Origin of the sequence: Ruminococcus sp. AF20-12LB (genome assembly GCF_003478985.1) — a bacterium.
Taxonomy (GTDB): Bacteria; Bacillota; Clostridia; order Lachnospirales; family Lachnospiraceae; genus Blautia_A.
Map to the genome: position 1 here is coordinate 35,761 of NZ_QUGH01000002.1, position 26,260 is coordinate 62,020.

The following is a 26,260-nucleotide window of genomic DNA, read 5'->3' on the forward strand; positions in this document are numbered from 1 at the left end:
GAGGGCTTTTTTATGAAGGGAAAAGCAATATTACGATCATTGCTGCTGGCCTATGGAGTGACAGGACTTTTTCTTCTGATACTGGCATTTTTGCTCTTTCAGTTTGAATTTGGAGGAGGGACGGCGGCGGTAGGGATCATTATTATTTATGTGGTATCCTGCCTGGCCGGAGGTTTTATGGCGGGAAAGATCATACGGAAAGACCGATATATTTGGGGGATCGTTACCGGGCTTTCTTATTATGTTCTGCTGCTTCTGGTATCTTTTCTGGCACAGGGGAAATGGGATATGACCTTTGCCCATGCGTTGACTACTTTTTTTATGTGTCTTGGTGGCGGAGCCATTGGTGGGATGCTGTCGTAAAAGCTTACAAAAAAATGCTTTGAAAATCGATGATTTTATGCTATACTAGGCGAAGAATAGAATACATAAAGGAGGATATATCATGGAACATATCAAGACATTAAATACAAAGAACCTTCAGAACACGGTTAAGAAGGGTGGATGTGGCGAATGTCAGACATCCTGTCAGTCTGCTTGCAAGACTTCCTGTACAGTAGGAAACCAGAGCTGCGAGCATAAATAAGAAGCAGCCGTTGAATGAGTGGAAAGCAGCGGGAGATCCGCTGCTTCACTTGTTTTATCTGAAGTAACAGGTATCCAGCAAAACGCGCCGGAGGGCGCGTTTTGTCGGGTTATAAAAGAATTTTAGAAAGGATTGCGGGAAGATGAGTCTGATTCACCGTTATCAAAGTAATGGATATAATATTGTGCTGGATATCAACAGTGGCTGTATCCACCTTGTAGATGAAATAACCTATGAGGTACTGCCATATCTTGAAGAAGGCATGGAAGCGGATGCCATAGCTGAGAAGCTTGGCGACCGTTTTAAGAAAGAGGATGTGGAAACATCTGTAACTGAATGTAAGAAGCTTCAGGAACAGGGAATGCTTTTTACAAAAGATATTTATGAGAATATTATTGATGAATTTACCAAAAACCGCCAGACTGTTGTAAAGGCTCTTTGTCTTCATATTGCTCATGACTGTAATCTGGCATGCAGATACTGTTTTGCAGAAGAAGGAGAGTATCACGGAAGACGTGCACTGATGTCCTTTGAAGTAGGAAAAAAGGCTTTGGATTTCCTGATCGCTAATTCCGGCTCCAGAAAGAATCTGGAAGTGGATTTCTTTGGCGGCGAGCCTCTTATGAACTGGCAGGTCGTAAAGGATCTTGTGAAATACGGAAGAGAACAGGAGAAACTTCATAACAAAAAATTCCGCTTCACACTGACAACCAACGGCGTTCTTTTAAATGATGAGGTGATGGAATTCTGCAATAAGGAGATGGGAAATGTAGTCTTAAGCGTGGACGGCAGAAAAGAAGTCCATGATTACATGCGCCCGTTCCGTAAGGGTGCAGGAAGCTATGATCTGATCATGCCGAAATTTGAGAAATTTGCGGAATCCAGAAATCAGGACAAGTATTATGTAAGAGGAACCTTTACTCATCATAATCTTGATTTTTCCCAGGATGTTCTGCATCTGGCTGACCTTGGCTTCAAACAGATTTCTGTTGAGCCGGTTGTGGCAGCAGATACAGAAGAGTATGCGATCCGTGAGGAGGACATCCCACAGATTCTGGAACAGTATGACATTCTTGCAAAAGAAATGATCAGAAGAGAAAAAGAAGGAAAAGGATTCAACTTCTTCCACTTTATGATAGACCTTACCGGTGGTCCGTGTGTATATAAACGACTTTCCGGATGCGGCTCAGGAACCGAGTACCTGGCTGTTACTCCGTGGGGAGATTTTTATCCATGCCACCAGTTTGTTGGTGAGGAACAGTACCTTATGGGTAATGTAGACGAGGGAATCACAAAGCCTGAAATCGTAAAAGACTTTGGAAGATGTAACGTCTATACGAAACCGGACTGTAAAGACTGTTTTGCCAGATTCTACTGCAGCGGCGGCTGTGCGGCAAATGGTTACCACTTCGGCGGAGATATCCGGGGGAATTATAAGATCGGATGCGAACTCCAGAGGAAGCGTGTGGAGTGCGCTATCATGATAAAAGCCGCTTTGGCGGAATAAGAGAGGAAAAAGAAAATGAAGAAAAGTAGAGGAATTGCAGTGCTGCTTCTGACAGCAATTGTCACAGTATTCTTCTGCTATGTGGCTGCGGTAGGCATTGGTCCTACAGGAACAGGTTCGGCTAAGAACATCAATACCGGACTTGATCTTGCCGGCGGTGTCAGCATCACATACCAGGCTAAGGACAGCAATCCGAGCAAGGAAGATATGTCCGATACTGTTTACAAGATGCAGCAGCGTGTTTCTCAGTACAGTACTGAGGCACAGGCATATCAGGAAGGTTCCAACCGTATCACTATTGAGATTCCAGGAGTATCAGATGCAAATGCGATCCTGGAAGAACTTGGAAAGCCAGGTTCTCTGTATTTTATCGATCAGACAGATGCAGACGGAAACAAGAATTTTACAACAGGAAACAGTGAGAGTGGATATGTTCTTGCAAGAAGTATTGAGGATATCCAGAAAGCCGGATCTGTTGTACTGGAAGGTACAGACGTTGCAGACGCTGAGGGAGGTGCTTATCAGGATTCATCCACAAGCTCCCAGAAATATGCAGTCAGCCTGACTCTTACAAAGAATGGAAAAACCAAATTTGCGGAAGCTACCAAGGCAAATGTTGGAAAGCAGATTGCAATCGTATATGACGATCAGGTTTTAAGCGCTCCGAATGTAAATGAGGAGATTTCCGGTGGAAAAGCGCAGATCACCGGAATGGCAAGTACAGAAGAGGCACAGAATCTTGCTTCTTACATAAGAATCGGTTCTTTAAGTCTTGAGCTTACCGAACTTCGTTCCAGCGTAGTTGCTGCACAGCTTGGTGAAGAAGCCATTGCAACAAGTGTAAAAGCCGGAGCTATCGGTCTTGTGATCGTTATGCTGATCATGATCATCGCATACCGTATTCCAGGTCTGGTTGCATCTATTGCACTGGTTCTTTATACAACCTTAATGCTGATCACACTGAATGCCTTTGATATCACCCTTACGCTTCCGGGTATTGCAGGTATCATCCTGGGCATTGGTATGGCAGTGGATGCCAATGTTATCATTTACGCCAGAATCCGTGAGGAGATTGCGGCAGGTCTTTCTGTCCATGCAGCAATCAAAAGTGGATTCAGCAAAGCGTTTTCCGCTATTTTTGATGGAAACATCACAACACTGATTGCGGCTTGTGTGCTGATGTGGCTGGGCTCCGGTTCTGTTAAGGGATTTGCCTACACACTGGCAATGGGTATCGTGATCTCCATGTTTACAGCACTGGTCATATCCAGGCTTGTTATTAATGCGGTATATGCAATTGGCGTTCGTGACCCGAAATTCTATGGTATTGCCAAGGAACGTAAGGTTGTGGATTTCATTGGAAAGAGAAAAATCTTCTTTGTTGTTTCAATTATCCTGATCCTTTGCGGGCCTGTAGGAATGCTGGTCCACAGTAATGTGATCGGGGACAAAGCAATGAATTACAGTCTGGAGTTTTCTGGTGGTACTTCTACCAATGTAACCTTCAATAAAGAGATGGATATCAAGGAAATCGATTCCGAGGTAACACCGGTTGTTGAGGCAGTGACAGGTGATAAGAATGTACAGCCGACCAAGGTGCAGGGAACCAATCAGGTTGTGATCAAAACACGTTCTCTGGATCTTAAGGAACGTGAAGCACTGAATAAGGCATTGGAGGAAAATTTTGATGTAGATACAAGTCTGATCACATCGGAGAATATTTCCGCTACTGTCAGCAATGAGATGAGAAGAGACGCTATCGTAGCGGTTATCGTAGCTGCGATCTTCATGCTTCTTTACATCTGGTTCCGCTTCAAGGATATCCGCTTTGCAAGCAGTGCAGTACTTGCACTTCTTCATGATGTTCTGGTCGTACTTGCGTTTTATGTTATTTCCAGAACATCTGTAGGAAATACATTTATTGCGTGTATGCTGACAATCGTAGGTTATTCCATCAATGCTACCATTGTCATCTTCGACCGTATCCGTGAGAATATGAGAGGCAGAAAGAAAGTTGAGGATGAGAAACTGAAAGAGATCGTAAATACAAGTGTTACAGAGACTTTGACACGAAGCATTTACACATCCCTGACAACGTTTGTAATGGTTGCAATTCTTTATGTAATGGGTGTTTCTTCAATTAAAGAGTTTGCAGCACCGTTGATGGTAGGTATCATCGGCGGAGCATATTCCTCTGTATGCATCACAGGTGCTCTGTGGTACACTATGAAAACATTCAGAAAAAATCGTGTTGCCGCACCGGCAGCTGCAGCAGCTTCAACTAAGACTTCTGCCGAGAAATCCGAGAAAAAGGTAAAACAGCCATCCGGACAGCAGACAGTTCAGCAGCAGCCGAAGAAGAAAAACCGTAAAAGAGTTGCCGAGCGTCTTGCCGCGCAGGAGGCAGCAAAGCAGCAGAATGATGAGGAGAAATCTGAATAAAACTGCTGAATAACAGAAACGTTCCGTACCAGGAAAGAAAATTTCCTGGCGGAACGTTTTTTTTGTGTGGCATAAAAAACTTGCAGCTATGCAGGAGTATGAGTTACAATACGGTTATTGTGTTGCTTTGAAGAAAGAAAGCGGCAAAGCATCAAGGAGGAAACAACATGGAACGATGGGTTGTTGCTGCAAAACGGGCGGATTTTGCGGCAATTGGAAAAGAGTTCGGAATTGATCCGGTGATCGCCAGACTGATCCGAAATCGGGATGTACAGGATAGGGATGAAATTCGTAGATATCTTTATGGAACGGTGGAAGAATTGGCTTCTCCGCATTTGATGAAAGATGTGGATAAGGCAGTGCAGATCCTGCAGAATAAAATAAAGAAAAAAAAACGCATCCGTATTATAGGCGATTATGATATTGATGGGGTAGTATCGACTTTCATTCTGATCAAAGGACTGAAGCGTGCAGGAGCTCTGGCAGATACATATATTCCGGACCGTGTGGCGGACGGATATGGAATCCATGAGCACCTGATCGAAAGAGCAGTGAATGATGGGATTGACGTAATTGTTACCTGTGATAATGGAATTGCGGCGTACAATGAAATCACTATGGCTAAAGAGAATGGAATGACGGTGATAATAACCGATCATCATGAAATTCCCTATAAAGAAACGGAAGATGGAAGAGAACTGATCCTTCCGCCGGCTGATGCCATTGTAAATCCAAAACAACCGGACTGTAATTATCCGGAGAAAAGATTGTGCGGAGCAGTTGTTGCATTGAAGCTGGTGACAGCTCTCTATGAGGCATGTGGGATTCCGGAAAAAGAGTTGGAAGATTTTCTGGAATTAGGAGCCATTGCCACGGTGGGAGATGTGATGGATCTTCAGGGTGAAAACCGTATCCTTGTAAAGGAAGGCCTGAAACGACTTTCCCACACTTTTAACAAAGGTCTCCGTGAACTGATCCGTGCCAATGGCCTGGAGGATGGGCCGATCACTGCCTATCATGTAGGGTTTGTGCTGGGACCATGTATCAATGCCAGTGGAAGACTGGATACCGCTGCACGTTCCCTGAAACTGCTCTGTGCGGAGACGGAAGATGAAGCGGCAAAACTTGCCGGCGATCTGACTGCGTTGAATCAAAGCAGAAAAGCTCTCACAGAAGAGGGAAAGGAAGCAGCAATCCGTATTGTGGAAGAGACAGAAATCGGACAGGACAGGGTTCTTGTGATTTATTTACCGGACTGTCATGAAAGTCTGGCCGGAATTATTGCAGGACGTATCCGGGAAAAGTACAATAAACCGGTCTTTGTTCTGACAAAAGGTGAAACAATGGTGAAAGGCAGCGGACGTTCCATAGAAAGCTATTCTATGTTTGAGGAACTGGTAAAATGCGGAGATCTGATGGAACAGTATGGCGGTCATCCTATGGCTGCCGGATTATCCATTAAAGAAGAAAATGTGGAAGAGTTCCGTAGACGGTTAAACGAAAACTGTACTCTGACAGAAAAGGATCTGACTCCAAAGATCCTGATCGATGTGCCAATGCCGGTTTCCTATATAAATAAGGAACTTGTGGAAGAGATATCCCTGCTGGAGCCTTTTGGAAAAGGAAATACCAAACCGATTTTTGCACAGAAGGGACTTCGGGTTTTAAGCAGCCGTATTCTTGGCAAAAATAGGAATGTGGCGAAGCTCCAGCTGTCAGATGGCGCTGGTTGTGTAGTGGAAGCAGTATATTTTGGCGAAGCGGACGAATTTGTTGATAGAATAAAAAACTGTGGAAGTATGGCGGTCACATATTATCCTGAGATCAACCGTTATCAGGGAAGAGAAACTTTACAGATCGTGATCCGGAATTATATTACAGAATAACGGGAGAAGGTATCACTAAAATGCAGGTCCTGACAGCAAGTAATTGACTGTTAAACAGGAAAGAAAGCTCTGTACTGGGCAATATGTAGTCCAGGGCCTGTCGTAATTCCGCGAGTTCTGTCGGGTTGCACATTGATTCCCTACAGAAAAAGTGCTATACTATCTAACATCTGATTGACAAATTAAACCATTGGAGGTTATTATGAAAAAAATAGAAGAATATGTAAGAAGTATCCCGGACTTTCCAGAGCCAGGGATTATTTTCCGTGATGTTACCAGCGTCCTTCAGGATGCGGATGGATTACAGCTTGCCGTTGATTCTATGCAGGATTGTCTGGAGGGTGTGGAGTTCGATGTGATCACAGGTCTTGAATCCAGAGGATTTATCTTTGGTATGCCGATCGCATATAATCTTCACAAACCCTTTGTTCTGGTCCGTAAAGCAGGAAAACTTCCATGCGAGACCGTTTCCAGAACCTACGATCTGGAGTATGGAAGTGCAACTATTGAGATGCATAAAGATTCCATCAAGCCGGGACAGAGGGTTGTTATCGTGGATGACCTGATCGCTACAGGCGGAAGTGTGGAAGCAGCCATCAAGCTTGTGGAGGAGCTTGGAGGTGTAGTTGTTAAAGTTGTTTTCCTCATGGAGCTTGCAGGTCTGAAGGGACGTGAGCGTCTCAAAGGTTATGATGTGGCATCTGTGATCTGTTACGACGGAAAATGATTTTTTGTCGATGGAAGGGGATGTGAACTGTTGTAGTCATACGGCAGTATGAAATTGTGCACAGGCAGGTGGGATTTAATGGCAGAGACAAAAAATACGGAAAAACAAAACATTGAGATACAGAAGGAAGAAGAAAAAAGAGAGTCTGTCCGGAAGGCAGATGCGGCGGTGAAATCCATGCATGATTTTACAAGCCCTGAGATTCTTTATCAGGAGCTGATAAAAAGTGTGAAGAAATATCATCCGTCTACAGATATTTCCATGATCGAAAAGGCCTATAAAGTGGCCAGTGAGGCACATAAGGATCAGAAACGTAAATCCGGTGAACCTTATATCATTCATCCTCTCTGTGTTGCGATCATCCTTGCGGATCTTGAACTGGATAAGGAGACCATAGTGGCAGGTCTTCTTCATGATGCGGTAGAAGATACCTGGATGACTTATGAAGAAGTAGAAAAGGAATTTGGTTCTGAGGTAGCACTTCTGGTAGATGGTGTTACCAAGCTGGGTCAGCTGTCATATTCTAAGGATAAGGTAGAGGTTCAGGCTGAAAATTTAAGAAAGATGTTCCTTGCAATGGCTAAGGATATCCGCGTTATCCTGATCAAACTTGCAGACCGTCTTCATAATATGCGTACCCTGCAGTATATGAGACCGGAGAAACAGCAGGAGAAGGCAAGGGAAACCATGGATATTTATGCGCCTATTGCTATGCGGCTTGGTATTTCCAAGATCAAGGTGGAACTGGATGATCTTTCTCTTAAGTATCTGAAGCCGGATGTCTACTATGATCTGGTTGAAAAGGTTGCTCTTCGCAAAAGCGCCCGTGAAGAATTTGTTAATTCTATCGTGAAACAGGTAAAGCAGCATATGGAGGATGCCAACATCAGGGCACAGGTGGATGGCCGCGTGAAGCATTTCTTCAGCATCTATAAGAAGATGGTCAATCAGGATAAAACCATTGATCAGATTTATGACCTGTTTGCTGTACGTATCATTGTAGATACTGTGAAGGACTGTTATGCAGCTCTTGGTGTTATCCATGAGATGTACAAGCCGATCCCCGGCAGATTTAAAGATTATATCGCAATGCCGAAGGCCAATATGTATCAGTCTCTGCATACAACGCTTATTGGTCCTAACGGACAGCCTTTCGAAATCCAGATCCGTACATTTGAGATGCATAAAACCGCAGAATACGGTATTGCAGCTCATTGGAAATATAAGGAAACTTCCGATGGTAAGAAACCTGGAAAGAGCGAGGAAGAGAAGCTGAATTGGCTGCGCCAGATCCTGGAGTGGCAGCGTGATATGTCTGATAACCGGGAGTTCATGAGCCTTCTGAAAAATGATCTGGATCTTTTTGCGGACAGTGTTTACTGTTTCACTCCCCAGGGAGATGTAAAAACGCTTCCCAATGGCTCTACACCTATTGATTTTGCATACAGTGTGCACAGTGCAGTAGGAAACAAGATGGTAGGTGCCAGGGTCAATGGCAAACTTGTTCCTATTGAATATAAGATCAAAAACGGTGACCGTATTGAGATCATAACTTCCCAGAATTCTCAGGGCCCCAGCCGTGACTGGCTGAAGATCGTAAAGAGTACACAGGCTAAGAATAAGATCAACCAGTGGTTTAAGAAGGAACTGAAGGAAGATAATATTCTGAAGGGTAAGGACATGCTGAATCAGTATGCCAAGACCAAGGGCTTTAAACTAGGCATATATACCAAGCCACAGTATATGGAATCGGTAATGCATAAATATGGTTTCCGAGACTGGGATTCTGTACTGGCAGCTATCGGACATGGCGGCCTGAAAGAAGGTCAGGTGTTTAACAAGCTGGTAGAAGCCTATGAGCGGGAGCATAAGAAGAATCTTACAGATGAACAGGTTCTGGAGGCAGCTTCCGAATCACAGGAGAAGCTTCATATTGCCAAGAGTAAGAGTGGTATTGTAGTAAAAGGTGTCCATGATGTGGCAGTTCGATTTTCTAAATGCTGTAGTCCGATTCCGGGAGATGAGATTGTGGGCTTTGTAACAAGAGGAAGGGGAATCACCATCCATCGTACAGATTGTGTGAATGTGCTCAACATGCCTGAGATTGACAGGAAACGTCTCATTGAAGCAGAGTGGCAGATGCCGGACAGAGCGGATTCCGAGAAATACGAAGCTGAGATCCAGGTTTACGCAAATAACCGTACCGGACTTCTGGTGGATATCTCCAAGATCTTTACAGAGAGGAAGATCGATCTTCGTTCCATTAACAGCCGTACCAACAAGCAGGAACGCGCCACGATTTCCATGTCCTTTAATGTATGCAGCAAACAGGAACTGAATTCTCTGATCGAAAAGATCCGTCAGGTTGAAAGTGTTCTTGATGTAGAGCGAACAACGGGCTGACCCGATAAACGGAGGAATTTTTATGAGTAAACTTGAAATGCAGCAGTGTGTGCTGGGCCAGGTGTTTACCAACTGCTATTTTTTGAAAAATAAAGAGACCGGAGAACTGCTGATCGTAGATCCGGGAGACTATGCAGAAAAAGTTTTTCAGAAAGTATCTCTTATGCAGGGAAAACCGGTGGGAATCCTTCTGACACATGGTCATTTTGATCACATCATGGCTGTAAAGAAAGTGAAGGAAAAATATCAGATTCCGGTTTATGCATGCAGGCAGGAAGAAGCAATGCTGGCAGAGCCCACGATAAATATGACTGCTGTTTATGGAAGTGCCTGTTCAATTAAGCCGGATGTCCTTCTGGATGACGGGCAGATCTTCGAAGCGGCCGGATTTTCCATTCAGATGTTCCACACACCGGGACATACCAAAGGAAGTTGCTGCTATTATATCAAAGAAGAGGGTGTGCTTTTCAGCGGAGATACATTGTTTTGCGGCTCTGTGGGAAGAACCGATTTTCCTGGCGGAAGTTCTGCTGAGATCGTAAGAAGCCTTCACAAGCTTGTGGATACTTTGCCGGAGGATACAGAAGTATTTCCGGGGCATGACGCATCCACAACAATTGGTTACGAAAAGAGGTATAATCCATTTGTATAAGATTGGAATTTTGTTTCAAAACAGAGATTTTGAGCATGATGTGTATGAGCTGATCAAAGCGTTTTATCCCGGGAATGAGATCATTTCTCTTTATGAAGAGGATGATGCGGATTATGATATCCGCTTCCGGGTTTCACGTGATGAAGAAGGGTATACCATCAGTTACAACAACGGAATAGAGAAAAAAACAGCTCATGGGGCTGTGATAGAAGGGCAATCCAGTGGAGAAGCTTCGGATGCCCTTATTTCTTGCAATGATGCCCATGATATCCGCAGAAAAAATAAAGACGCGATCAAATACGCCCTGTATCAGATGCTTTCCAAAGCTACAGGCAAGAAACTTCCATGGGGAAATCTTACAGGCATCCGTCCTGTGAAAATGGCTATGGGAATGCTGGAGTCCGGAATGAAAAATACGGAGATCGCCAGATATATGAGAGATCAGTATCTGGTAAGTCCGGAGAAAACAGCTCTTGCGGTTACCATCGCAAATCGTGAGAGGGATATCCTGAAAAACATTGATTATGAAAACGGTTACAGCCTTTATGTTGGCATTCCTTTCTGTCCGAGTATCTGTCTGTACTGTTCATTCAGTTCCTATCCGCTGGAGAGATGGCGTAAATATGTGGAGGCGTATCTGGATGCTTTGGTAAAGGAAATCCGGGCTGTTTCCGGCATGATGAAAAACCGGAAGCTGGATACGGTCTATATCGGCGGGGGAACACCTACCACGCTGGAGCCGGATCAGCTTCGGAGACTTCTTGGCGCGATCACAGAATATTTTCCCTGTGAGGAGCTGGAAGAATTTACGGTTGAGGCAGGAAGACCGGACAGTATAACCTTGGAAAAGCTTCAGGTGATCCGTGAGTTTCCGGTTACCAGGATTTCCGTAAATCCACAGACCATGAATCAGGAAACCCTGGATATCATTGGTAGACGTCATACAGTAGAACAGACAAAGAATGCGTTTCATCTGGCAAGAAAAGCCGGATTCGACAATATCAATATGGATCTGATCGTGGGTCTTCCCGGCGAAGATATCACAAAAGTGCAGCATACACTGGATGAGGTAAAAGACCTCGGGCCGGACAGCCTGACCGTACATTCTCTTGCTGTGAAGCGTGCAGCAAGACTGAATATTTTCCGTGATAAATACCAGGAGATGACCTTTGAAAACAATCAGGAGATCATGAATCTGACTATGAAAACTGCCTACGAGATGGGAATGGGCCCCTATTATCTGTACAGACAGAAGAATATGAAGGGGAATTTTGAGAATGTCGGGTATTCTGAGGTTGACAAAGCAGGGATTTACAATATACTGATTATGGAGGAAAAGCAGCCGATCATCGCACTGGGTGCAGGTGGTTCCTCCAAGCTTGTGTTTGATCACGGACAGCGCATTGAGCGTGTGGAGAATGTGAAGGATGTTGTCAATTATATCACACGTATCGATGAAATGATCGAGAGAAAACGCGAGGGCATTGCAAAATGGCTGTAGACGGAAAGGAGAGACGGATCCTTGAAAAGCGTACAGAAGATAAGTGAAACTACGCAGGACCGGATCCTGGAAATGGATCTTTCCGCAGAGCTGAAACATGGAACTGTTGTCAGTAACCTTGCCTATGATGTGGCAAAGGAGCTTGGTCTTGGTGAGAAAGAATGCTATCAGCTGGCTATTGCCGGAATGCTCCATGATATAGGCAAGCTGAAGCTGGAAGGATACATTAATGGCCAAGAGCAGAATCCGATGGTCATTGAAGAACTGAAATATGTCCGCATGCACTCCACATTAGGTTATGAGATCCTGAAAGACCAGGGATATTCCGATTATGTTCTGGAAAGTATTCTTTATCATCATGAGAATTTTGACGGCAGTGGTTATCCCAGCAACAGAAGCGGAAAGGATATCCCTATGGGTGCAAGGATACTGAGAGTATGTGATGTATATGCGGCTTTGAGTATGGACAGACCATATCGGAAAGCTCTGGAAAAAGATGAAGTTTTAAGACTGATGATCGATGAGATTAAAAACTTTGACATGCAGGTGTTTCTTGCATTTCAGAGGGTGATTCATAAAGGAGGAAACTATGGCATTAAAAAAGAAACCGGTTACAGGAATGAAGGACATTTTACCGAAGGAAATGGCAATCCGTAACTATGTGATGAATATGATCAGAGAGACGTATGGAACCTTTGGTTTTTCCGCGATCGAGACTCCCTGTGTAGAACATATTGAGAATCTCTGCAGCAAGCAGGGCGGTGAAAATGAAAAGCTGATCTTCAAGATCATGAAGAGAGGCGAGAAACTGAAACTGGATACTGCAAAAACAGAGAATGATCTGACAGATTCCGGACTTCGTTATGATCTGACCGTACCGCTTTCCAGATATTATTCCAATAATGCAAACGAGCTTCCGGCTCCGTTTAAGGCACTTCAGATGGGAAATGTATGGAGAGCTGACCGTCCGCAGAGAGGTCGTTTCCGTCAGTTTATGCAGTGTGATATCGATATCCTGGGTGAGCCGACCTATCTTGCCGAGATCGAGCTTGTACTTGCAACAACAACACTTCTTGGAAAACTGGATTTCCATAACTTTACTATCCGTATCAATGACAGAAGAATCCTGAAGGCAATGGCTCAGTACAGCGGATTCCCGACAGAGAGCTTTGATACTGTCTTTATTATTCTTGACAAGATGGATAAGATCGGCATCGAGGGAGTTGCAGAGGAACTTGAGAAAGAGGGCTTTGCTAAAGAGAGTATTGACACTTATCTTGGACTTTTCCGTGAGATCACCAACGATGTTGAGGGTGTCCGTTATATTAAAGAAAAACTTTCTGATGTTCTGGATGCAGGTATTGCAGAGGATCTTGAAACTATCATCAATACTGTAGAATCTGTAAAAACAGCAGACTTCAAAATGTCCTTTGATCCTACACTGGTACGTGGAATGTCCTATTACACAGGTCCGATCTTTGAGATTTCCATGGATGAGTTCGGCGGAAGCGTTGGTGGAGGCGGACGTTACGATGAGATGATCGGTAAATTTACAGGAAATAATACCTGTGCCTGTGGTTTCTCCATTGGATTTGAGAGAATCGTTATGCTGCTTCTTGAGAGAGGCTATGAGATTCCAACCAAGAATGGCAAGAAAGCATATCTGATCGAGAAGAACATGCCGGCAGACAAGCTTCTGAACATCCTGAAACAGGCAACTGAGGAAAGAAGTGCAGGTACACAGATCAATATCTCTATCATGAAAAAGAACAAAAAATTCCAGAAAGACCAGCTGGCAGCAGATGGTTATACAGAGTATGTAGAATTTTTCAACAGAGACTGAAACTGCCCCGTCTGAAAACGGAGATAGCAGAGTAAATTAAAATGACTATGAAAAAATAGTCAGAGGAGGATAAAGAGATGGCTGAAAGCATGCAGGGACTGCACAGAACCTGCCGATGTGCAGAAGTGACCACAGAGATGGTCGGAAAAGAAGTAACATTAATGGGATGGGTGGCAAAAGCCAGAAATAAAGGAGGTCTTGTATTTGTAGACCTTCGTGACCGTTCCGGGATCATGCAGCTGATTTTTGAGAATGGCAGCATTGACGAGGAAGGTTTTACAAAAGCCGGTAAACTGCGTAGTGAGTTTGTTATTGCTGTAACCGGTACCGTAGAGAAACGTGGAGGAGCAGTAAACGAGAATCTTGCAACTGGCGAGATCGAGCTTCGTGTAAAATCCCTCCGTGTCCTTGCTGAGGCAGATGTTCCTCCATTCCCGATCGAGGAGAATAGCAAGACAAAAGATGAGATTCGCCTTAAATATCGTTATCTTGATTTAAGAAGACCGGATCTTCAGAGAAATATCATGATGAAGAGCAAGGTTGCTCAGCTTACAAGACAGTTCTTTACAGAAGAGGGATTTCTTGAGATCGAGACACCGATGCTTGGAAAGAGTACTCCTGAGGGAGCCAGAGACTATCTGGTACCATCACGTGTTCATCCGGGAAGCTTCTATGGCCTTCCACAGTCACCGCAGCTGTACAAGCAGCTTCTGATGTGCTCCGGATTTGATCGTTATATCCAGATCGCAAGATGTTTCCGTGATGAGGACCTTCGTGCTGACCGTCAGCCGGAGTTCACACAGATTGATATGGAGCTTTCCTTTGTTGATGTAGACGATGTTATCGATGTTAACGAGAGATATCTTGCATTCCTGTTCAAAGAAGTCCTGGATATCGATGTAAAACTTCCGATCCAGAGAATTACCTGGCAGGAAGCTATGGATCGTTTTGGTTCCGACAAGCCGGATATGCGTTTCGGTATGGAACTTCATGATGTCAGTGATATCGTAAAAGACTGCGGATTTGGTGTGTTCACAGGTGCGCTTGAGAACGGCGGAAGTGTTCGTGGTATCAATGCAGAAGGTCAGGGCGCAATGCCGAGAAAGAAGATCGATAAGCTTGTTGAGTTCGTAAAAGGTTATGGTGCAAAAGGTCTTGCATACATTGCCATTGCAGAGGACGGAACCAGAAAGTCTTCTTTCGCCAAGTTTATGACAGATGAAGAGATGGATGCTCTTGTAAAAGCTATGGACGGTAAGCCGGGAGATCTTCTTCTTTTCGCAGCAGATAAGACAAAATTGGTATACGATGTACTGGGAGCACTCCGTCTTGAGCTTGCAAAACAGATGGATCTTTTAGACAAAAATGAGTATCGTTTCGTATGGGTAACAGAGTTCCCGCTTCTTGAGTGGAGCGAGGAGGAGAATCGTTTTACAGCAATGCACCATCCGTTCACCATGCTTATGGAGGAGGATCTTCCGCTTCTTGACACAGATCCGGGAAAGGTTCGCGCAAAAGCATACGACATCGTTCTTAACGGAAATGAGATTGGCGGCGGCAGCGTGCGTATCCATCAGGATGATATTCAGGAAAGAATGTTTGAGGCACTTGGCTTCACAAAAGAAGCTGCACATGAGCAGTTCGGATTCCTTCTGGATGCCTTCAAATATGGAGTTCCGCCACACGCAGGACTTGCATATGGCCTTGACAGACTTGTTATGCTTATGGCAAAGGCAGATACGATCCGTGATGTTATTGCATTCCCGAAGGTTAAGGATGCATCCTGTCTGATGACTCAGTCCCCTAGCCAGGTAAGTGAGGCGCAGCTTCATGAGTTGGGACTTGACCTTGAGCCGCAGAAAGAAGAGGAAGAATAAAAGATCATGCAGCCGACAATATATACATTTCTGATCGTTTGTCCACTTGTATTTCTTGCCGGATTTGTAGATGCTGTAGCAGGCGGGGGAGGACTGATCTCCCTGCCTGCTTATCTTTTGGCCGGAGTTCCTGTACATAATGCTGTTGCCACCAACAAGCTGTCATCAGCAACAGGAACATTGATCTCAACTGTCCGTTTGTGCAAAAATAAATTTGTGGACTGGTTCTTGGTGCTTCCATGTATTCCAATGGCACTCCTGGGATCTTCCATAGGAGCTCACCTTGCTCTTATAGCCAGTGATAAACTCCTGCGTTATATGCTGATCCCGGTTCTTCCGGTGGTTGCTTTTTATGTGCTGCGCAAGAAAAATATGGATGAGAAGGGTGGCGAGATCGCCAGAAAAAAACAGATCCTGCTCTGTGCCGTATGCTCTCTTGCTGTAGGATGCTACGATGGCTTTTATGGACCAGGAACAGGAACTTTTCTCTTGCTTTTGTTTACAGGATTGGGAAAAATGAGTGTGGCAAAAGCTTCCGGTACCATGAAGGTTACCAACCTCTCTTCCAATGTAGCGGCTCTTGTTGTGTTTCTGCTCAGCGGAAAAATTGTGATCATGCTTGGAATTGCAGCGTCAGTGTTCTCGATCGCAGGACATTATACCGGCGCAGGTATGGTGATGAAAAACGGAAGCCGGATCATACGGCCTATTATTCTTATAGTCCTTGCATTGCTTTTTATAAAGATCATATCCGGAATATAAAAAAGAAGAATATAAAAAACCCGTGAAGATCACGCTTTCCTGTCAGAGAAAGCAGATATTCACGGGTTTTCTTGCTTTTATCCTTTATTCGTTATCTTCGGCAGAATCTTCAGGAACCGGTGAAGCGGTAAGTGTCCCGAAGATAGCATTGCCAAGTTCGGTACCGGCATTCTCAAGCTTCCAGGATGCACCATCATTTATGAGATGGAAGGTAGCAGTAGCAGTTATGGTTGCCTGATTATTTCTGATACTGTCCAGAAGCAGTTCATGTGATTTGTTGTAACGCTTCTGGGAACCATCGATCACTGCATCAGCAGAAGCCAGATAAGTATTCAATTCTTTTTCGTATTGTGTAAGAATGGAATCACTGTCAAATGTGGTGAGCTCTGCGTCCACCTCAGCAAGATATCCGGAAACAGAGGTGCTTGATATTTTGTAGTTAAAACAGGAGTGAAACTGTTCCATAAGGGCAGAAGCAATGGCATTTTTTGCCGAATCTGAAGTGTTCAGAATGGAATCCAGCCCCAGATAATTAGCCATCTGCTGTACATCCATCTCCTGAAGTGTTTTCAGATAGACGGTAAGCGTTTCGGCAGGCGGCACAAGATCAGGATCGGACAGATAGGTGATAAGGCCACCGACCAGCTCATTTTCGAGAGAGGAGCTGTGCGTGATCTCCCAGTCAGGTTCTGAAGAAGATCCAAGATTGTTTAGCTGGATGGAAGTATTACGTTCTACAGAACTGTACGTGTTATTCTTGAGAAGCTTGTACAGGAGCAGATAACGCTGCTCCAGGGAATTCCCATTATCATTTTCTTTACCGGAGGCGGTTTCCAGTATTTCTTCCTGAAGGCTTGCAGAAACAAAATCACTGGCAAGAGTCTCAGCGTCCAGAGTAGTAAGCTTAAGCTGCGCAGAAGCATTTTTTCCGTTACTATCAACGGATATACCCAGGATTTTGTAATTGAAATTCTGAAAGAAGAGAGAAAATACTTCCTTTATATCAGCAGAAAGCTCTGTGCTGTCATCAGAATCCGGAAACAGTTCCTGATAGGATATGTACTGCATGGTTGTTTCAGAGTCCAGATTTTTAAGAAGATCCAGATCTTTTTTGATTGCCTTTTCTGCATGATCTTTGGCCGACTGGGAGCAACCACATAAAAAAACTGCAAGAAGAATGGTCATCAAGAAAGCCAGCAGATGTTTCACTGTCTTCATATTGTTCTTTCCTTTCAAAAAAGTTATATTTAATATTCTAGCAGATAAAGCACTGAAAGTCAAAATATCGCAAAAATGGAGAAATCAAGAAAAATGAAAAAAACTTGCAGTTATTATGCTTGCAGTTATGGTTCTGTTCGGAACAACCCAATATCAGGTATTAACTGTAAAACCTAGTAAAAAAATTCTGAAAAATGCAAATATACTGTAAAAGTTACTGTTAAGCTGGCTAATCACAAGACTGTAACAAGGACAGTTAAATAATCATTATTACATAAAAAAGTCTCCTGGCCACGAAGGAGACTTTTTTTTATGAAAAATCTGTGAAATCTACATCGTTTTCTTCAGGGACTTTTCTTTTCAGGGTGAATCTGCTATGATGTTTGAAGCAACAGATAGTTTCAGTATGATGCTGAGAAAAGGGGACAGATATGAAAAAACGTATTTTGATCGCACTTGGAGTCCTTGTACTTGCAGCCGGTATCGGAGCAGGTGGATGGTATTATTATACACATCATGCAGGGTCCTCAGGAGGCAGTGATATTGTATATGTAACAAAGATAAGTAAGCTTTCGGAAATGGATTCCGGAGTGGAAAACCGATATGCAGGTGTTGTGGAACCGCAGGAAACGGTTCAGATAAAGATCGAAAGCGGCCGAAAGGTAAAAGAAGTTCAGGTAAAGACCGGCCAGGAAGTCAAGAAAGGGCAGCTTCTTTTTCAGTATGATCTTGGAAGTATCCAGCAGAGTCTTCAGGAAGCACAGCTGGCATTGGACCGTCTGAAAAACGAACAGTTAAGTATATCTGATCAGATCACTACACTGGAAGCTGAGAAAAAGAAAGCTACAGCGGATAATCAGCTTTCCTATACAATAGAGATCGAAACACAGAAAATGAATCTCAAGAAGAATGAATATGATCAGAAAAGCAAACAGGCAGAGATCGATAAGCTTTCCCAGGCAACGCAGAATACCGAGGTGCGCAGTGAGATCGATGGAGTGATCCAGAAGATCGATACCTCCAAGATGGGTGGTGATGATTCTAATGGCGTGGAGGATACGTTAACAGAAGGCACGGCGGATTCCACAGATTCCAGTTCCGGAAACGGTTCCGGCAATGCATTTATCACGATCCTGAGCACAGGCGCTTATCGTGTAAAGGGAACGGTAAATGAAATAAACCGTGATTCGATCATAGAGGGGACACCTGTGATCATCCGTTCCAGAGTGGATTCTTCAAAAACCTGGAAGGGCACCATGGGTTCTGTTGACATGGATAATTCTACCAGCAACAGCAATTCGGATATGGCAATGTTCGGAATGTCCAGTGCCAGTGATGATCAGACATCATCCAGTACCTATCCGTTTTATGTGAATCTGGATTCATCTGAGGGTCTGATGCTGGGGCAGCATGTGTATATTGAACCGGACGAAGGACAGGATGAGAAGAAGTCCGGTATCTGGCTGAACGATTATTTTATCGTGGATGCGGATACAGACAGCCCATATGTCTGGATCGCAAACGGTCAGAACAAGCTGGAGAAGAGAGATGTCATATTAGGACAGTATGATGAAGATCTTGGGGAATATGAGATCGCAGACGGACTTTCTGAAAAAGATAAGATCGCATTTCCGACAGATGAGCTGAAAGAAGGTATGTCTGTCGCAGAAGGTACTGCAGATCAGACTACAGCGGCTATGTGGGATGATTCTGAGGATGATGAAAGTTCTGATGATTCTGCATACACGGAAAGTGATGGCTCAGAGCCTGAAATGATCGAAGATGGAGCGAGAGACAGTGACATGATGGATGCGACAGACGATATTTCTTCGGGAGATGACCTTGTTCCGATGGAAGGAGCGCCGACAGAATGATTTTGGATTTAAAAGGAATATATAAGGATTATCAACAGGGGAAAATGACTGTACCTGTATTGAAAGATGTAGATTTTTCCATGGAGGAGGGAGAATATGTGGCGATCATGGGCCCTTCCGGTTCCGGAAAGACTACGCTGATGAATATTATCGGATGCCTGGACAAACCTACCAAGGGAACTTTTCTCCTGAATGGAGAAGATATTGCCAAATGTACAGAGAATGAGATGTCAGATATCCGTCTGAAAACGATCGGGTTTGTATTTCAGAGCTTTCATCTTCTTCCCAGGCAGAGTGCGCTGACAAATGTGGAACTGCCGCTGAATTATGCAAGGGTTCCCAAAAAGGAGCGCAGGGAACGCGCACGGAAAGCTCTGGAGCGAGTAGGACTTGCTGACAGGGTAGATTTTAAGCCCAACCAGCTTTCCGGAGGACAGATGCAGAGAGTGGCTATTGCAAGAGCAATCGTAAACAACCCCAAGCTTTTGCTGGCAGATGAGCCTACCGGGGCACTGGATACGAAATCGGGAGCACAGGTTATGGAACTGTTTCAGAAGCTGAACGATGAGGGGGTTTCTGTGCTGATGATCACACATGACCCGGAGATCGCGGCACATGCCAAACGGGTTGTTATGATCCGTGACGGTGAGCTGCAGGAAAAGAGGTGATAGAATGAAAGTGGTGAAGAGAGTGATCGTTGGTGTACTGGTTGCGGCATTGGCAGCCGGAGGAATCTACACAGGGCTTATGCATGTGAAAGAATCCAAGGTAACAGAGGTGCCGGTAACCAGCGTCAGCAATCTTCAGACTGACTGGTATTCGGAGACAACACTGGATGGAACCATCACCACAAATGTTTCTCAAAATGTAAATATGGATAAAGATATGATCATCGAGAAAATATATGTATCCCAGGGTGATGATGTAAAAAAAGGCGATAATCTAATCTCCTTTGATATGACACTTGTAGAGATGGAACTGAATATTGCAAAGCTGAAACTGCAGAAGCAGGAGCGGGATCTGACCAAAGCACAGAACCGTCTGACAAGTCTTCAGAATGGAGGTCCCATCGAAGACAATACAGACAGTACTGATGATACGGACCGGAATCTTACAGGTGGTGATACAGGAAGTGACGGAAAAATGACAAATACCGATACACCTTCCGGAAGTGACGGAGACGAGGATATGCAGTCAACTACCGGTTCCGCGGCTACTGCAGATAGCAGCTATCTTGCAGCGGCTTCCTCCAGGCCATTACTTCTCAGTGCCTTTACAGATACAGAAGGAGATATTGAAGATTCCGCAGAGAAAGTTACCGAAGAAATTCCGTCCGGAGAAACGACGGACAGTGAAACAGAGCAGATGACCGGAGATGACACAGCGGATATGGAAGAGGATACAACTGCATCCGATGAGGATCTGATCATGGATCCGACTTATCAGAATCCTACTGCCAATGATATTACAGACGGAGAGACTACGGACTGGGGTTCCGGAGAAGATGATACCCCAATGGTATCTCCGACACCGACTCCCACACTGGGCCCCAATGAACTTCCTGATCCCAATATAACAGAACCGGAAATTCCGGGGATCACAGATGGTGAACCGGAGTTTTATCAGAAACTTGACTATACTTCTCAGCCGTTTACAGGAACCGGTACGGAAGAAGATCCCTATGTTTTTCTTGTAAGCAGTGCCAAAGGCAAAGTTACGGTGATGGGATCCTTTTTTAACAGAATGGCTGGATACAGTGAGGATGGAACCAAAGTGGTCCAGAAAGGTGGCAGCTGGTTCCAGCTGGAATTTCATGAGAATGATACTATTGCGGATTTTCAGGACAGAACACTTTCCTGTACAGGATATTATCTGATCGATGGAAGTCTTCTTGAAAATCCGGTATATATGTATGCGGAAACAGAATTTACACTGGATGAGGCTTCCAAATATGACAAAAATGATAATGAGATACCGGATGACAGCGGTGATGGAGATGACGGTACTGATGGCACGACCATGTCAAGAGAGGATGCGATCAAGATCCAGAAAAACAAGATCGCAAGTCTGAAACTGGATATTGAGGAAAATAATCTGAAGATCACCAAGCTGGAGAATAAAGTAAAAAACAAGCTGGTAACAAGTAAACTGGATGGAACGGTTGCTTACATCGGAGATGAAGTCACAGGTTCTTATAATGGAGATGCTTTTCTGAAAGTAAAAAGCAAAGATGGTTTTTATGTTACCGGAACGGTCAGCGAACTGATGCTGGATCAGATGAAGGAGGGAACACTTCTTCAGTGTACCAGTTATAATTCCGGCAGCTTTGAGGCGAAGGTACTGAATGTGTCTGATTACCCGGTGGATTCTTCAAATACTTATTATGGTGGAGATTCTAATCCCAATGTATCGTATTACACCTTTAATGCAGAGATCACAGATCGTTCGTTGCAGTTTACCGACCAGGATTATGTGACAGTATCTCTGAAGTCAAATAAACTTGCCAAAGGCAGTCTGGTTGTGATGAAGGCATTTATCCGTACGGAAAATGGAACTAGCTATGTATACAAAGACGTGAAGGGAACACTGAAAAAGCAGCATATCACAGTGGGAAGCATTGTGAACAGCGGATATTATGCAGTTGTAACTTCAGGTCTGAAATCCGATGATCTTCTTGCTTTCCCATATGGTGATGCCGTGAAGGAAGGAGCCAAGACAAAAGAAGTGACTTTGGATGATATGTACAATGAATAACAGGAAGGAGAAATTTCATGTTTGAAAATATACGCCTGGCTTTTCAGGGAATATGGTCACATAAGATGAGATCCTTTCTGACCATGTTAGGTATTATTATTGGTATTGCATCTATTATTGCAATTGTATCTACGATCAAAGGTACCAGTGAGCAGATCAAGGAAGATCTGATCGGGTCCGGAAACAATACCGTACAGGTTATGCTCTATGACGGAGACAGTACATACGATATGGATTATGGTTCTTACGGAAGCTCGGCCAAACCGCCGGTTATTTCTGATTCCCAGAAAACGGCGATCGGAGACTTGGATCATGTGATCAGTTCTACATTTTATTACAGCAGCCAGTCTGCCGGTGTTTATTATAAAAACACAAGCTTTCAGGGCGGAACCGTGTACGGGATCGACAGCAATTATCTGAAAACGATGGGATACCTGGTCCAGTCCGGGCGGGGATTTGTACAAAAAGATTATGACAGCTACCGAAAGGTTGCTCTTGTGGATTCCAATGCTGCACAGAATATTTTCGGAAGTGAGAGCCCTGTAGGGAAAACCATTGAGGTGGGATCAGAACCGTATATCATTGTAGGTGTGATCACTCAGAGTGAGGACAGCATGCCTAAGATCAATACGATTTCTGAGTACGAGGAATATTCGCAGACGATCATGGGAAGCGTGATGATCCCGGATACTACCTGGCCTGTTGCATTTAAATTTGATCAGCCGCAAAATGTGACAGTCCGTGCAGACAGCACAGATAATATGAGTTCTGTAGGAAAAGCAGCAGAGGATATTCTGAATACAGGGATCCAGAATGAAAAAAACAAATCGAACTTTAAATATAAAGCGGAAGACATTATGGAGAAGGTCAAGAATCTCCAGAAGCTCAGCGAAAGTACCAATCAGCAGCTGATCTGGATTGCAAGTATCTCCCTGCTTGTTGGTGGTATCGGTGTTATGAATATCATGCTTGTATCTGTCACAGAACGTACCAGTGAGATCGGACTGAAAAAAGCTATCGGAGCAAGAAAAAAAGTGATCCTGGGGCAGTTTCTGACGGAAGCTTCGGTGCTGACCAGTATCGGAGGAATCATTGGTGTGGTCCTTGGAATCATCCTGTCAAAAGTGGTGTCTCAGGTGTCCGGAGCACCAACAGCCATCAGCGTTCCGTCTATCATCGGCTCTGTGGTGTTTTCCATGCTGATCGGTCTCATCTTTGGATTACTGCCATCTGTAAAGGCGTCTAATCTTAATCCGATCGATGCACTTCGCAGTGAATAAAGTATCCTTCATGTTTTACGAAACTCTGAGGTCTTTATTTAGTCACTTTTGCTGTATATAGGGCAAAAAAAGAAAGTATAAATAGAGTTTTTACAGGTTTTTCAGAGATAACAAAAAAATCGTAGCAGAATCTCAGGATCATGTGCTATAATACATCATAAGTGGGCAAATATTAAAACAGAAGGAGATAATTTCATGAAGGTTTTGGAAGGTAAATCTGTATTTTCCGGTATTGCGATCGGTAAGATATCAATCCTCCAGAAAGTTGACGCCAGTGTTAAACGTGTTCACGTGGAGGATCCGGAAGAAGAGGTAAAGCGTGTGGAGGCAGCCAGAGAGCAGGCTGTGGCACAGCTTCAGAAGCTTTATGACAAGGCTCTTCAGGAAGTTGGAGAGTCCGGAGCGGCAATCTTTGAGGTTCATCAGATGATGCTGGATGATGATGACTATCTGGATTCCATCCACAACATTATCCGTACAGAATCTGTAAACGCAGAATATGCGGTTGCAACAACTGGTGATAACTTCTCATCAATGTTCGCACAGATGGACGACGATTATATGAAAGCAAGAGCAGCTGATGTGAAGGATATCTCAGACCGTCTGGTACGGGTGCTTTCCGGCCATGGAGATGGAGAGCTTGAAGCATCCGAGCCGGTGATCGTAGTTGCAGAGGATCTTGCACCAAGTGAGACTGTACAGATGGATAAGAGCAAGGTTCTTGCTTTTGTCACAAGAAAAGGCTCTTCTAACTCACATACTGCGATTCTTGCGAGAACCATGAATATTCCGGCGCTGATCAATATTGAATACGATGAGTCCATGGACGGTAAGATGGCAGTCGTAGATGGAAAGAGCGGAAATCTGATCGTTGAGCCGGATGCAGAGATCCTTAAAAAATATGAGGATATGCGTGTCGATGAACTTGCACAGCGTGCAATGCTCAAAGAACTGAAAGGTAAAGAAACTGTTACCAAGAGCGGCCGTAAGCTCCACCTCTATGCCAACATCGGAAGTACAGGTGATGTTGCGAATGTGCTTGCCAATGATGCGGAAGGCATCGGACTTTTCCGGAGTGAGTTCGTATACCTGGAGAAAGAAGATTATCCTACAGAGGAAGAACAGTTCCAGGTTTACAAGACTGTAGCTCAGAATATGGCCGGCAAAAAAGTTATCATTCGTACTCTGGATATCGGAGCAGACAAGCAGATCGATTATTTTAATATGGCGCATGAGGAGAACCCTGCAATGGGATATCGTGCGATCCGTATCTGCCTGGACCGTCCGGAAGTATTTAAGACACAGCTGAGAGCACTTTTCCGCGCAAGCATGTTCGGAAATATTTCCATCATGTATCCGATGATCATCTCTGTAACAGAGGTGAAGCAGATCAAGGCCATTGTAGCAGAAGTGAAAGCAGAGCTTAAGGAACAGGGGATCCCGTTCCGTGATGACGTGGAGCAGGGTATCATGATCGAAACTCCGGCTGCGGTTATGATCAGTGATCTTCTTGCAAAAGAGGTTGATTTCTTCAGTATCGGAACCAATGATCTGACTCAGTATACACTGGCTATTGACCGTCAGAATGCAAAGCTTGACAACATTTATGATTCCCATCATGAGGCAGTTCTCCGTATGATCCAGATGGTTGTGGATAATGCACACAAAGAAGGTATCTGGGCCGGAATCTGCGGTGAGCTTGGTGCAGATACTACACTTACTGAGAGATTTGTAGAGATGGGACTGGACGAGTTGTCCGTATCTCCGACATTTGTTCTTCCGGTTCGAAAGATCGTTAGAGAGATGAAATAAAACACAGATCATAAATAGATAAGGATATTTTTGATAAATAGTGTGACAGCTGCTGTGCATAAATATTTGTATGGCAGCTGTTTTTTTAGTGGTAATATTCTGCGGGATTTTCATGGAAAATTTCCAATTGTGGTATAGAAAAAAATATGATACACTAACATCATGGCTTTTTACAGCAGTTCAAAGAATTAGTCCATCAAGGGCTGATGCATTAATTCTTTGAACTGTGAGATAACAGACCAGGAGGAGAGAAAGAATGGGCAAAATTGCCATTGTAACAGACAGCAACAGCGGTATCACACAGGCACAGGCAGAAGAGCTTGGCGTTTATGTGATCCCGATGCCGTTTTATATTAATGAAAAAATGTATCTTGAAGGTGTAACTCTTACTCAGGAAGAGTTTTATGAGAAGCTTAAGAAGGATGAACCAATCTCTACATCTCAGCCAAGTCCGGCTGATCTCTGTGATCTGTGGGACAAACTGCTGAGAGATTATGAAGAGATCATTCACATTCCAATGTCAAGCGGATTGAGTGCATCCTGTTCTACTGCGATGGGACTTGCTATTGATTATAATGGTCGTGTTCAGGTAGTGGACAATCAGCGGATTTCCGTAACACAGAGACAGTCTGTAATGGATGCTAAGATGCTTGCTGAGGCGGGAAAAAGTGCCGCAGAGATCAAGAAGATCCTTACGGATCAGAAACTCGATTCCAGCATTTATATCACACTTGACACCTTGAAATATCTGAAAAAAGGTGGCAGGATCACACCGGCAGCCGCAGCCATCGGAACAGTTCTGAATCTGAAGCCTGTACTTCAGATCCAGGGAGAGAAGCTGGATGCCTATGCTAAGGTTCGTGGCAAGAAGCAGGCCAAACGTGCCATGCTGAAGGCAATGAAGAATGATTGGGAAACACGTTTTAAGGAATATGCATCCGACGGTGAGATGTGTCTTCAGGCTGCTTATGCAGGAAATCTGGAAGAAGCAGAAGAATTTAAAAAAGAGATCCAGGAGGTATTTCCGGGAATGGAGATACATATGGATCCCCTTTCCTTAAGTGTTGCCTGCCATATCGGTTATGGTGCCCTTGCAGTCGCATGTTCAAGAAAAGTGACATTATAAGCATAAAATA

20 protein-coding genes are annotated in these 26,260 nt (G+C 44.2%); 19 read left to right on the plus strand and 1 reads right to left on the minus strand.

The window, feature by feature from the left end; all coding sequences use genetic code 11:
• Positions 1-12: 12 nt before the first annotated feature.
• The 13 genes from DWX61_RS02880 to DWX61_RS02940 all read left to right on the plus strand — a co-directional run bounded on the left by DWX61_RS02880 (position 13) and on the right by DWX61_RS02940 (position 16,186).
• A complete protein-coding gene (locus DWX61_RS02880) occupies positions 13-363 on the plus strand; it encodes a TIGR04086 family membrane protein (RefSeq protein ID WP_118515615.1) in 351 nt (116 codons plus the stop codon).
• Positions 364-445: 82 nt separating this feature from the next.
• The gene (gene scfA, locus DWX61_RS02885) at positions 446-586 is read left to right on the plus strand and encodes a six-cysteine ranthipeptide SCIFF (protein ID WP_015524633.1); all 141 of its coding nucleotides are present in this window, start codon (positions 446-448) and stop codon (positions 584-586) included.
• Between the two features lie 148 nt (positions 587-734).
• Entirely contained in the window at positions 735-2,093 is a 1,359-nt protein-coding gene (scfB, locus tag DWX61_RS02890) for a thioether cross-link-forming SCIFF peptide maturase (protein ID WP_118623976.1), read from the plus strand.
• Between the two features lie 15 nt (positions 2,094-2,108).
• Positions 2,109-4,535 carry a protein translocase subunit SecD gene (secD, locus tag DWX61_RS02895; RefSeq protein WP_118623695.1) on the plus strand — a complete coding sequence of 809 codons (2,427 nt, stop codon included), beginning with the start codon at positions 2,109-2,111 and terminating at the stop codon, positions 4,533-4,535.
• Between the two features lie 167 nt (positions 4,536-4,702).
• Positions 4,703-6,421 carry a single-stranded-DNA-specific exonuclease RecJ gene (gene recJ / locus DWX61_RS02900; RefSeq protein ID WP_118515619.1) on the plus strand — a complete coding sequence of 573 codons (1,719 nt, stop codon included), beginning with the start codon at positions 4,703-4,705 and terminating at the stop codon, positions 6,419-6,421.
• Positions 6,422-6,623: 202 nt separating this feature from the next.
• Positions 6,624-7,148, plus strand: coding sequence for an adenine phosphoribosyltransferase (locus tag DWX61_RS02905; protein WP_118515621.1), 525 nt, complete (start codon positions 6,624-6,626; stop codon positions 7,146-7,148).
• A 177-nt stretch (positions 7,149-7,325) separates the two neighbouring features.
• Positions 7,326-9,551 (plus strand): RelA/SpoT family protein, encoded by a 2,226-nt coding sequence (locus DWX61_RS02910; RefSeq protein WP_502696280.1) that lies wholly within the window; start codon positions 7,326-7,328, stop codon positions 9,549-9,551.
• Positions 9,552-9,573: 22 nt separating this feature from the next.
• Complete coding sequence (locus DWX61_RS02915; protein ID WP_118608501.1) at positions 9,574-10,203, plus strand: MBL fold metallo-hydrolase; 630 nt, start codon at positions 9,574-9,576, stop codon at positions 10,201-10,203.
• Positions 10,196-11,704 carry a coproporphyrinogen dehydrogenase HemZ gene (gene hemZ / locus DWX61_RS02920; protein WP_353652861.1) on the plus strand — a complete coding sequence of 503 codons (1,509 nt, stop codon included), beginning with the start codon at positions 10,196-10,198 and terminating at the stop codon, positions 11,702-11,704. Before DWX61_RS02915 ends, hemZ begins: the two co-directional genes overlap by 8 nt.
• A 21-nt stretch (positions 11,705-11,725) precedes the next feature.
• Positions 11,726-12,361, plus strand: coding sequence for an HD-GYP domain-containing protein (locus DWX61_RS02925; RefSeq protein WP_306466225.1), 636 nt, complete (start codon positions 11,726-11,728; stop codon positions 12,359-12,361).
• Complete coding sequence (gene hisS / locus DWX61_RS02930) at positions 12,294-13,547, plus strand: histidine--tRNA ligase (RefSeq protein WP_118608503.1); 1,254 nt, start codon at positions 12,294-12,296, stop codon at positions 13,545-13,547. The genes DWX61_RS02925 and hisS overlap by 68 nt, the downstream gene beginning before the upstream one ends.
• Before the next feature lie 77 nt (positions 13,548-13,624).
• Positions 13,625-15,424: an aspartate--tRNA ligase gene (gene aspS, locus DWX61_RS02935; protein ID WP_015524642.1), complete on the plus strand. Its 1,800-nt coding sequence runs from the start codon at positions 13,625-13,627 to the stop codon at positions 15,422-15,424.
• Between the two features lie 6 nt (positions 15,425-15,430).
• Positions 15,431-16,186, plus strand: coding sequence for a sulfite exporter TauE/SafE family protein (locus tag DWX61_RS02940; RefSeq protein WP_173753132.1), 756 nt, complete (start codon positions 15,431-15,433; stop codon positions 16,184-16,186).
• 84 nt (positions 16,187-16,270) lie between these two features.
• Here DWX61_RS02940 and DWX61_RS02945 read toward each other — a convergent pair whose 3' ends face one another.
• Complete coding sequence (locus DWX61_RS02945) at positions 16,271-17,404, minus strand: hypothetical protein (protein ID WP_118515633.1); 1,134 nt, start codon at positions 17,402-17,404, stop codon at positions 16,271-16,273.
• A 431-nt stretch (positions 17,405-17,835) separates the two neighbouring features.
• Between DWX61_RS02945 and DWX61_RS02950 the strand changes: the two genes are divergently transcribed.
• The 6 genes from DWX61_RS02950 to DWX61_RS02975 all read left to right on the plus strand — a co-directional run bounded on the left by DWX61_RS02950 (position 17,836) and on the right by DWX61_RS02975 (position 26,250).
• On the plus strand, positions 17,836-19,278 hold the full coding sequence (locus DWX61_RS02950) for an efflux RND transporter periplasmic adaptor subunit (RefSeq protein ID WP_118623701.1): 1,443 nt from the start codon (positions 17,836-17,838) through the stop codon (positions 19,276-19,278).
• Complete coding sequence (locus DWX61_RS02955; RefSeq protein WP_502685118.1) at positions 19,278-19,946, plus strand: ABC transporter ATP-binding protein; 669 nt, start codon at positions 19,278-19,280, stop codon at positions 19,944-19,946. Before DWX61_RS02950 ends, DWX61_RS02955 begins: the two co-directional genes overlap by 1 nt.
• Positions 19,947-19,950: 4 nt before the next feature.
• Entirely contained in the window at positions 19,951-22,032 is a 2,082-nt protein-coding gene (locus DWX61_RS02960) for a hypothetical protein (RefSeq protein WP_118623703.1), read from the plus strand.
• A gap of 17 nt (positions 22,033-22,049) precedes the next feature.
• A complete protein-coding gene (locus DWX61_RS02965; RefSeq protein WP_118623705.1) occupies positions 22,050-23,312 on the plus strand; it encodes an ABC transporter permease in 1,263 nt (420 codons plus the stop codon).
• 195 nt (positions 23,313-23,507) lie between these two features.
• Positions 23,508-25,124: a phosphoenolpyruvate--protein phosphotransferase gene (ptsP, locus tag DWX61_RS02970; protein WP_118623707.1), complete on the plus strand. Its 1,617-nt coding sequence runs from the start codon at positions 23,508-23,510 to the stop codon at positions 25,122-25,124.
• A gap of 256 nt (positions 25,125-25,380) precedes the next feature.
• Positions 25,381-26,250 carry a DegV family protein gene (locus tag DWX61_RS02975; RefSeq protein ID WP_118623709.1) on the plus strand — a complete coding sequence of 290 codons (870 nt, stop codon included), beginning with the start codon at positions 25,381-25,383 and terminating at the stop codon, positions 26,248-26,250.
• Positions 26,251-26,260: the final 10 nt, after the last annotated feature.

Excerpts from the sequence above, each read along its gene's own strand:
- DWX61_RS02965 (WP_118623705.1), top strand. The coding sequence starts at position 22,050 with ATGTTTGAAAATATACGCCTGGCTTTTCAGGGAATATGGTCACATAAG.
- DWX61_RS02910 (WP_502696280.1), top strand. The coding sequence starts at position 7,326 with ATGCATGATTTTACAAGCCCTGAGATTCTTTATCAGGAGCTGATAAAA.
- secD (WP_118623695.1), top strand. The coding sequence starts at position 2,109 with ATGAAGAAAAGTAGAGGAATTGCAGTGCTGCTTCTGACAGCAATTGTC.
- ptsP (WP_118623707.1), top strand. The coding sequence starts at position 23,508 with ATGAAGGTTTTGGAAGGTAAATCTGTATTTTCCGGTATTGCGATCGGT.
- DWX61_RS02905 (WP_118515621.1), top strand. The coding sequence starts at position 6,624 with ATGAAAAAAATAGAAGAATATGTAAGAAGTATCCCGGACTTTCCAGAG.
- DWX61_RS02940 (WP_173753132.1), top strand. The coding sequence starts at position 15,431 with ATGCAGCCGACAATATATACATTTCTGATCGTTTGTCCACTTGTATTT.
- recJ (WP_118515619.1), top strand. The coding sequence starts at position 4,703 with ATGGAACGATGGGTTGTTGCTGCAAAACGGGCGGATTTTGCGGCAATT.
- DWX61_RS02945 (WP_118515633.1), bottom strand. The coding sequence starts at position 17,404 with ATGAAGACAGTGAAACATCTGCTGGCTTTCTTGATGACCATTCTTCTT.
- DWX61_RS02960 (WP_118623703.1), top strand. The coding sequence starts at position 19,951 with ATGAAAGTGGTGAAGAGAGTGATCGTTGGTGTACTGGTTGCGGCATTG.
- DWX61_RS02880 (WP_118515615.1), top strand. The coding sequence starts at position 13 with ATGAAGGGAAAAGCAATATTACGATCATTGCTGCTGGCCTATGGAGTG.
- scfA (WP_015524633.1), top strand. The coding sequence starts at position 446 with ATGGAACATATCAAGACATTAAATACAAAGAACCTTCAGAACACGGTT.
- DWX61_RS02915 (WP_118608501.1), top strand. The coding sequence starts at position 9,574 with ATGAGTAAACTTGAAATGCAGCAGTGTGTGCTGGGCCAGGTGTTTACC.
- hisS (WP_118608503.1), top strand. The coding sequence starts at position 12,294 with ATGGCATTAAAAAAGAAACCGGTTACAGGAATGAAGGACATTTTACCG.
- DWX61_RS02950 (WP_118623701.1), top strand. The coding sequence starts at position 17,836 with ATGAAAAAACGTATTTTGATCGCACTTGGAGTCCTTGTACTTGCAGCC.
- DWX61_RS02975 (WP_118623709.1), top strand. The coding sequence starts at position 25,381 with ATGGGCAAAATTGCCATTGTAACAGACAGCAACAGCGGTATCACACAG.
- aspS (WP_015524642.1), top strand. The coding sequence starts at position 13,625 with ATGGCTGAAAGCATGCAGGGACTGCACAGAACCTGCCGATGTGCAGAA.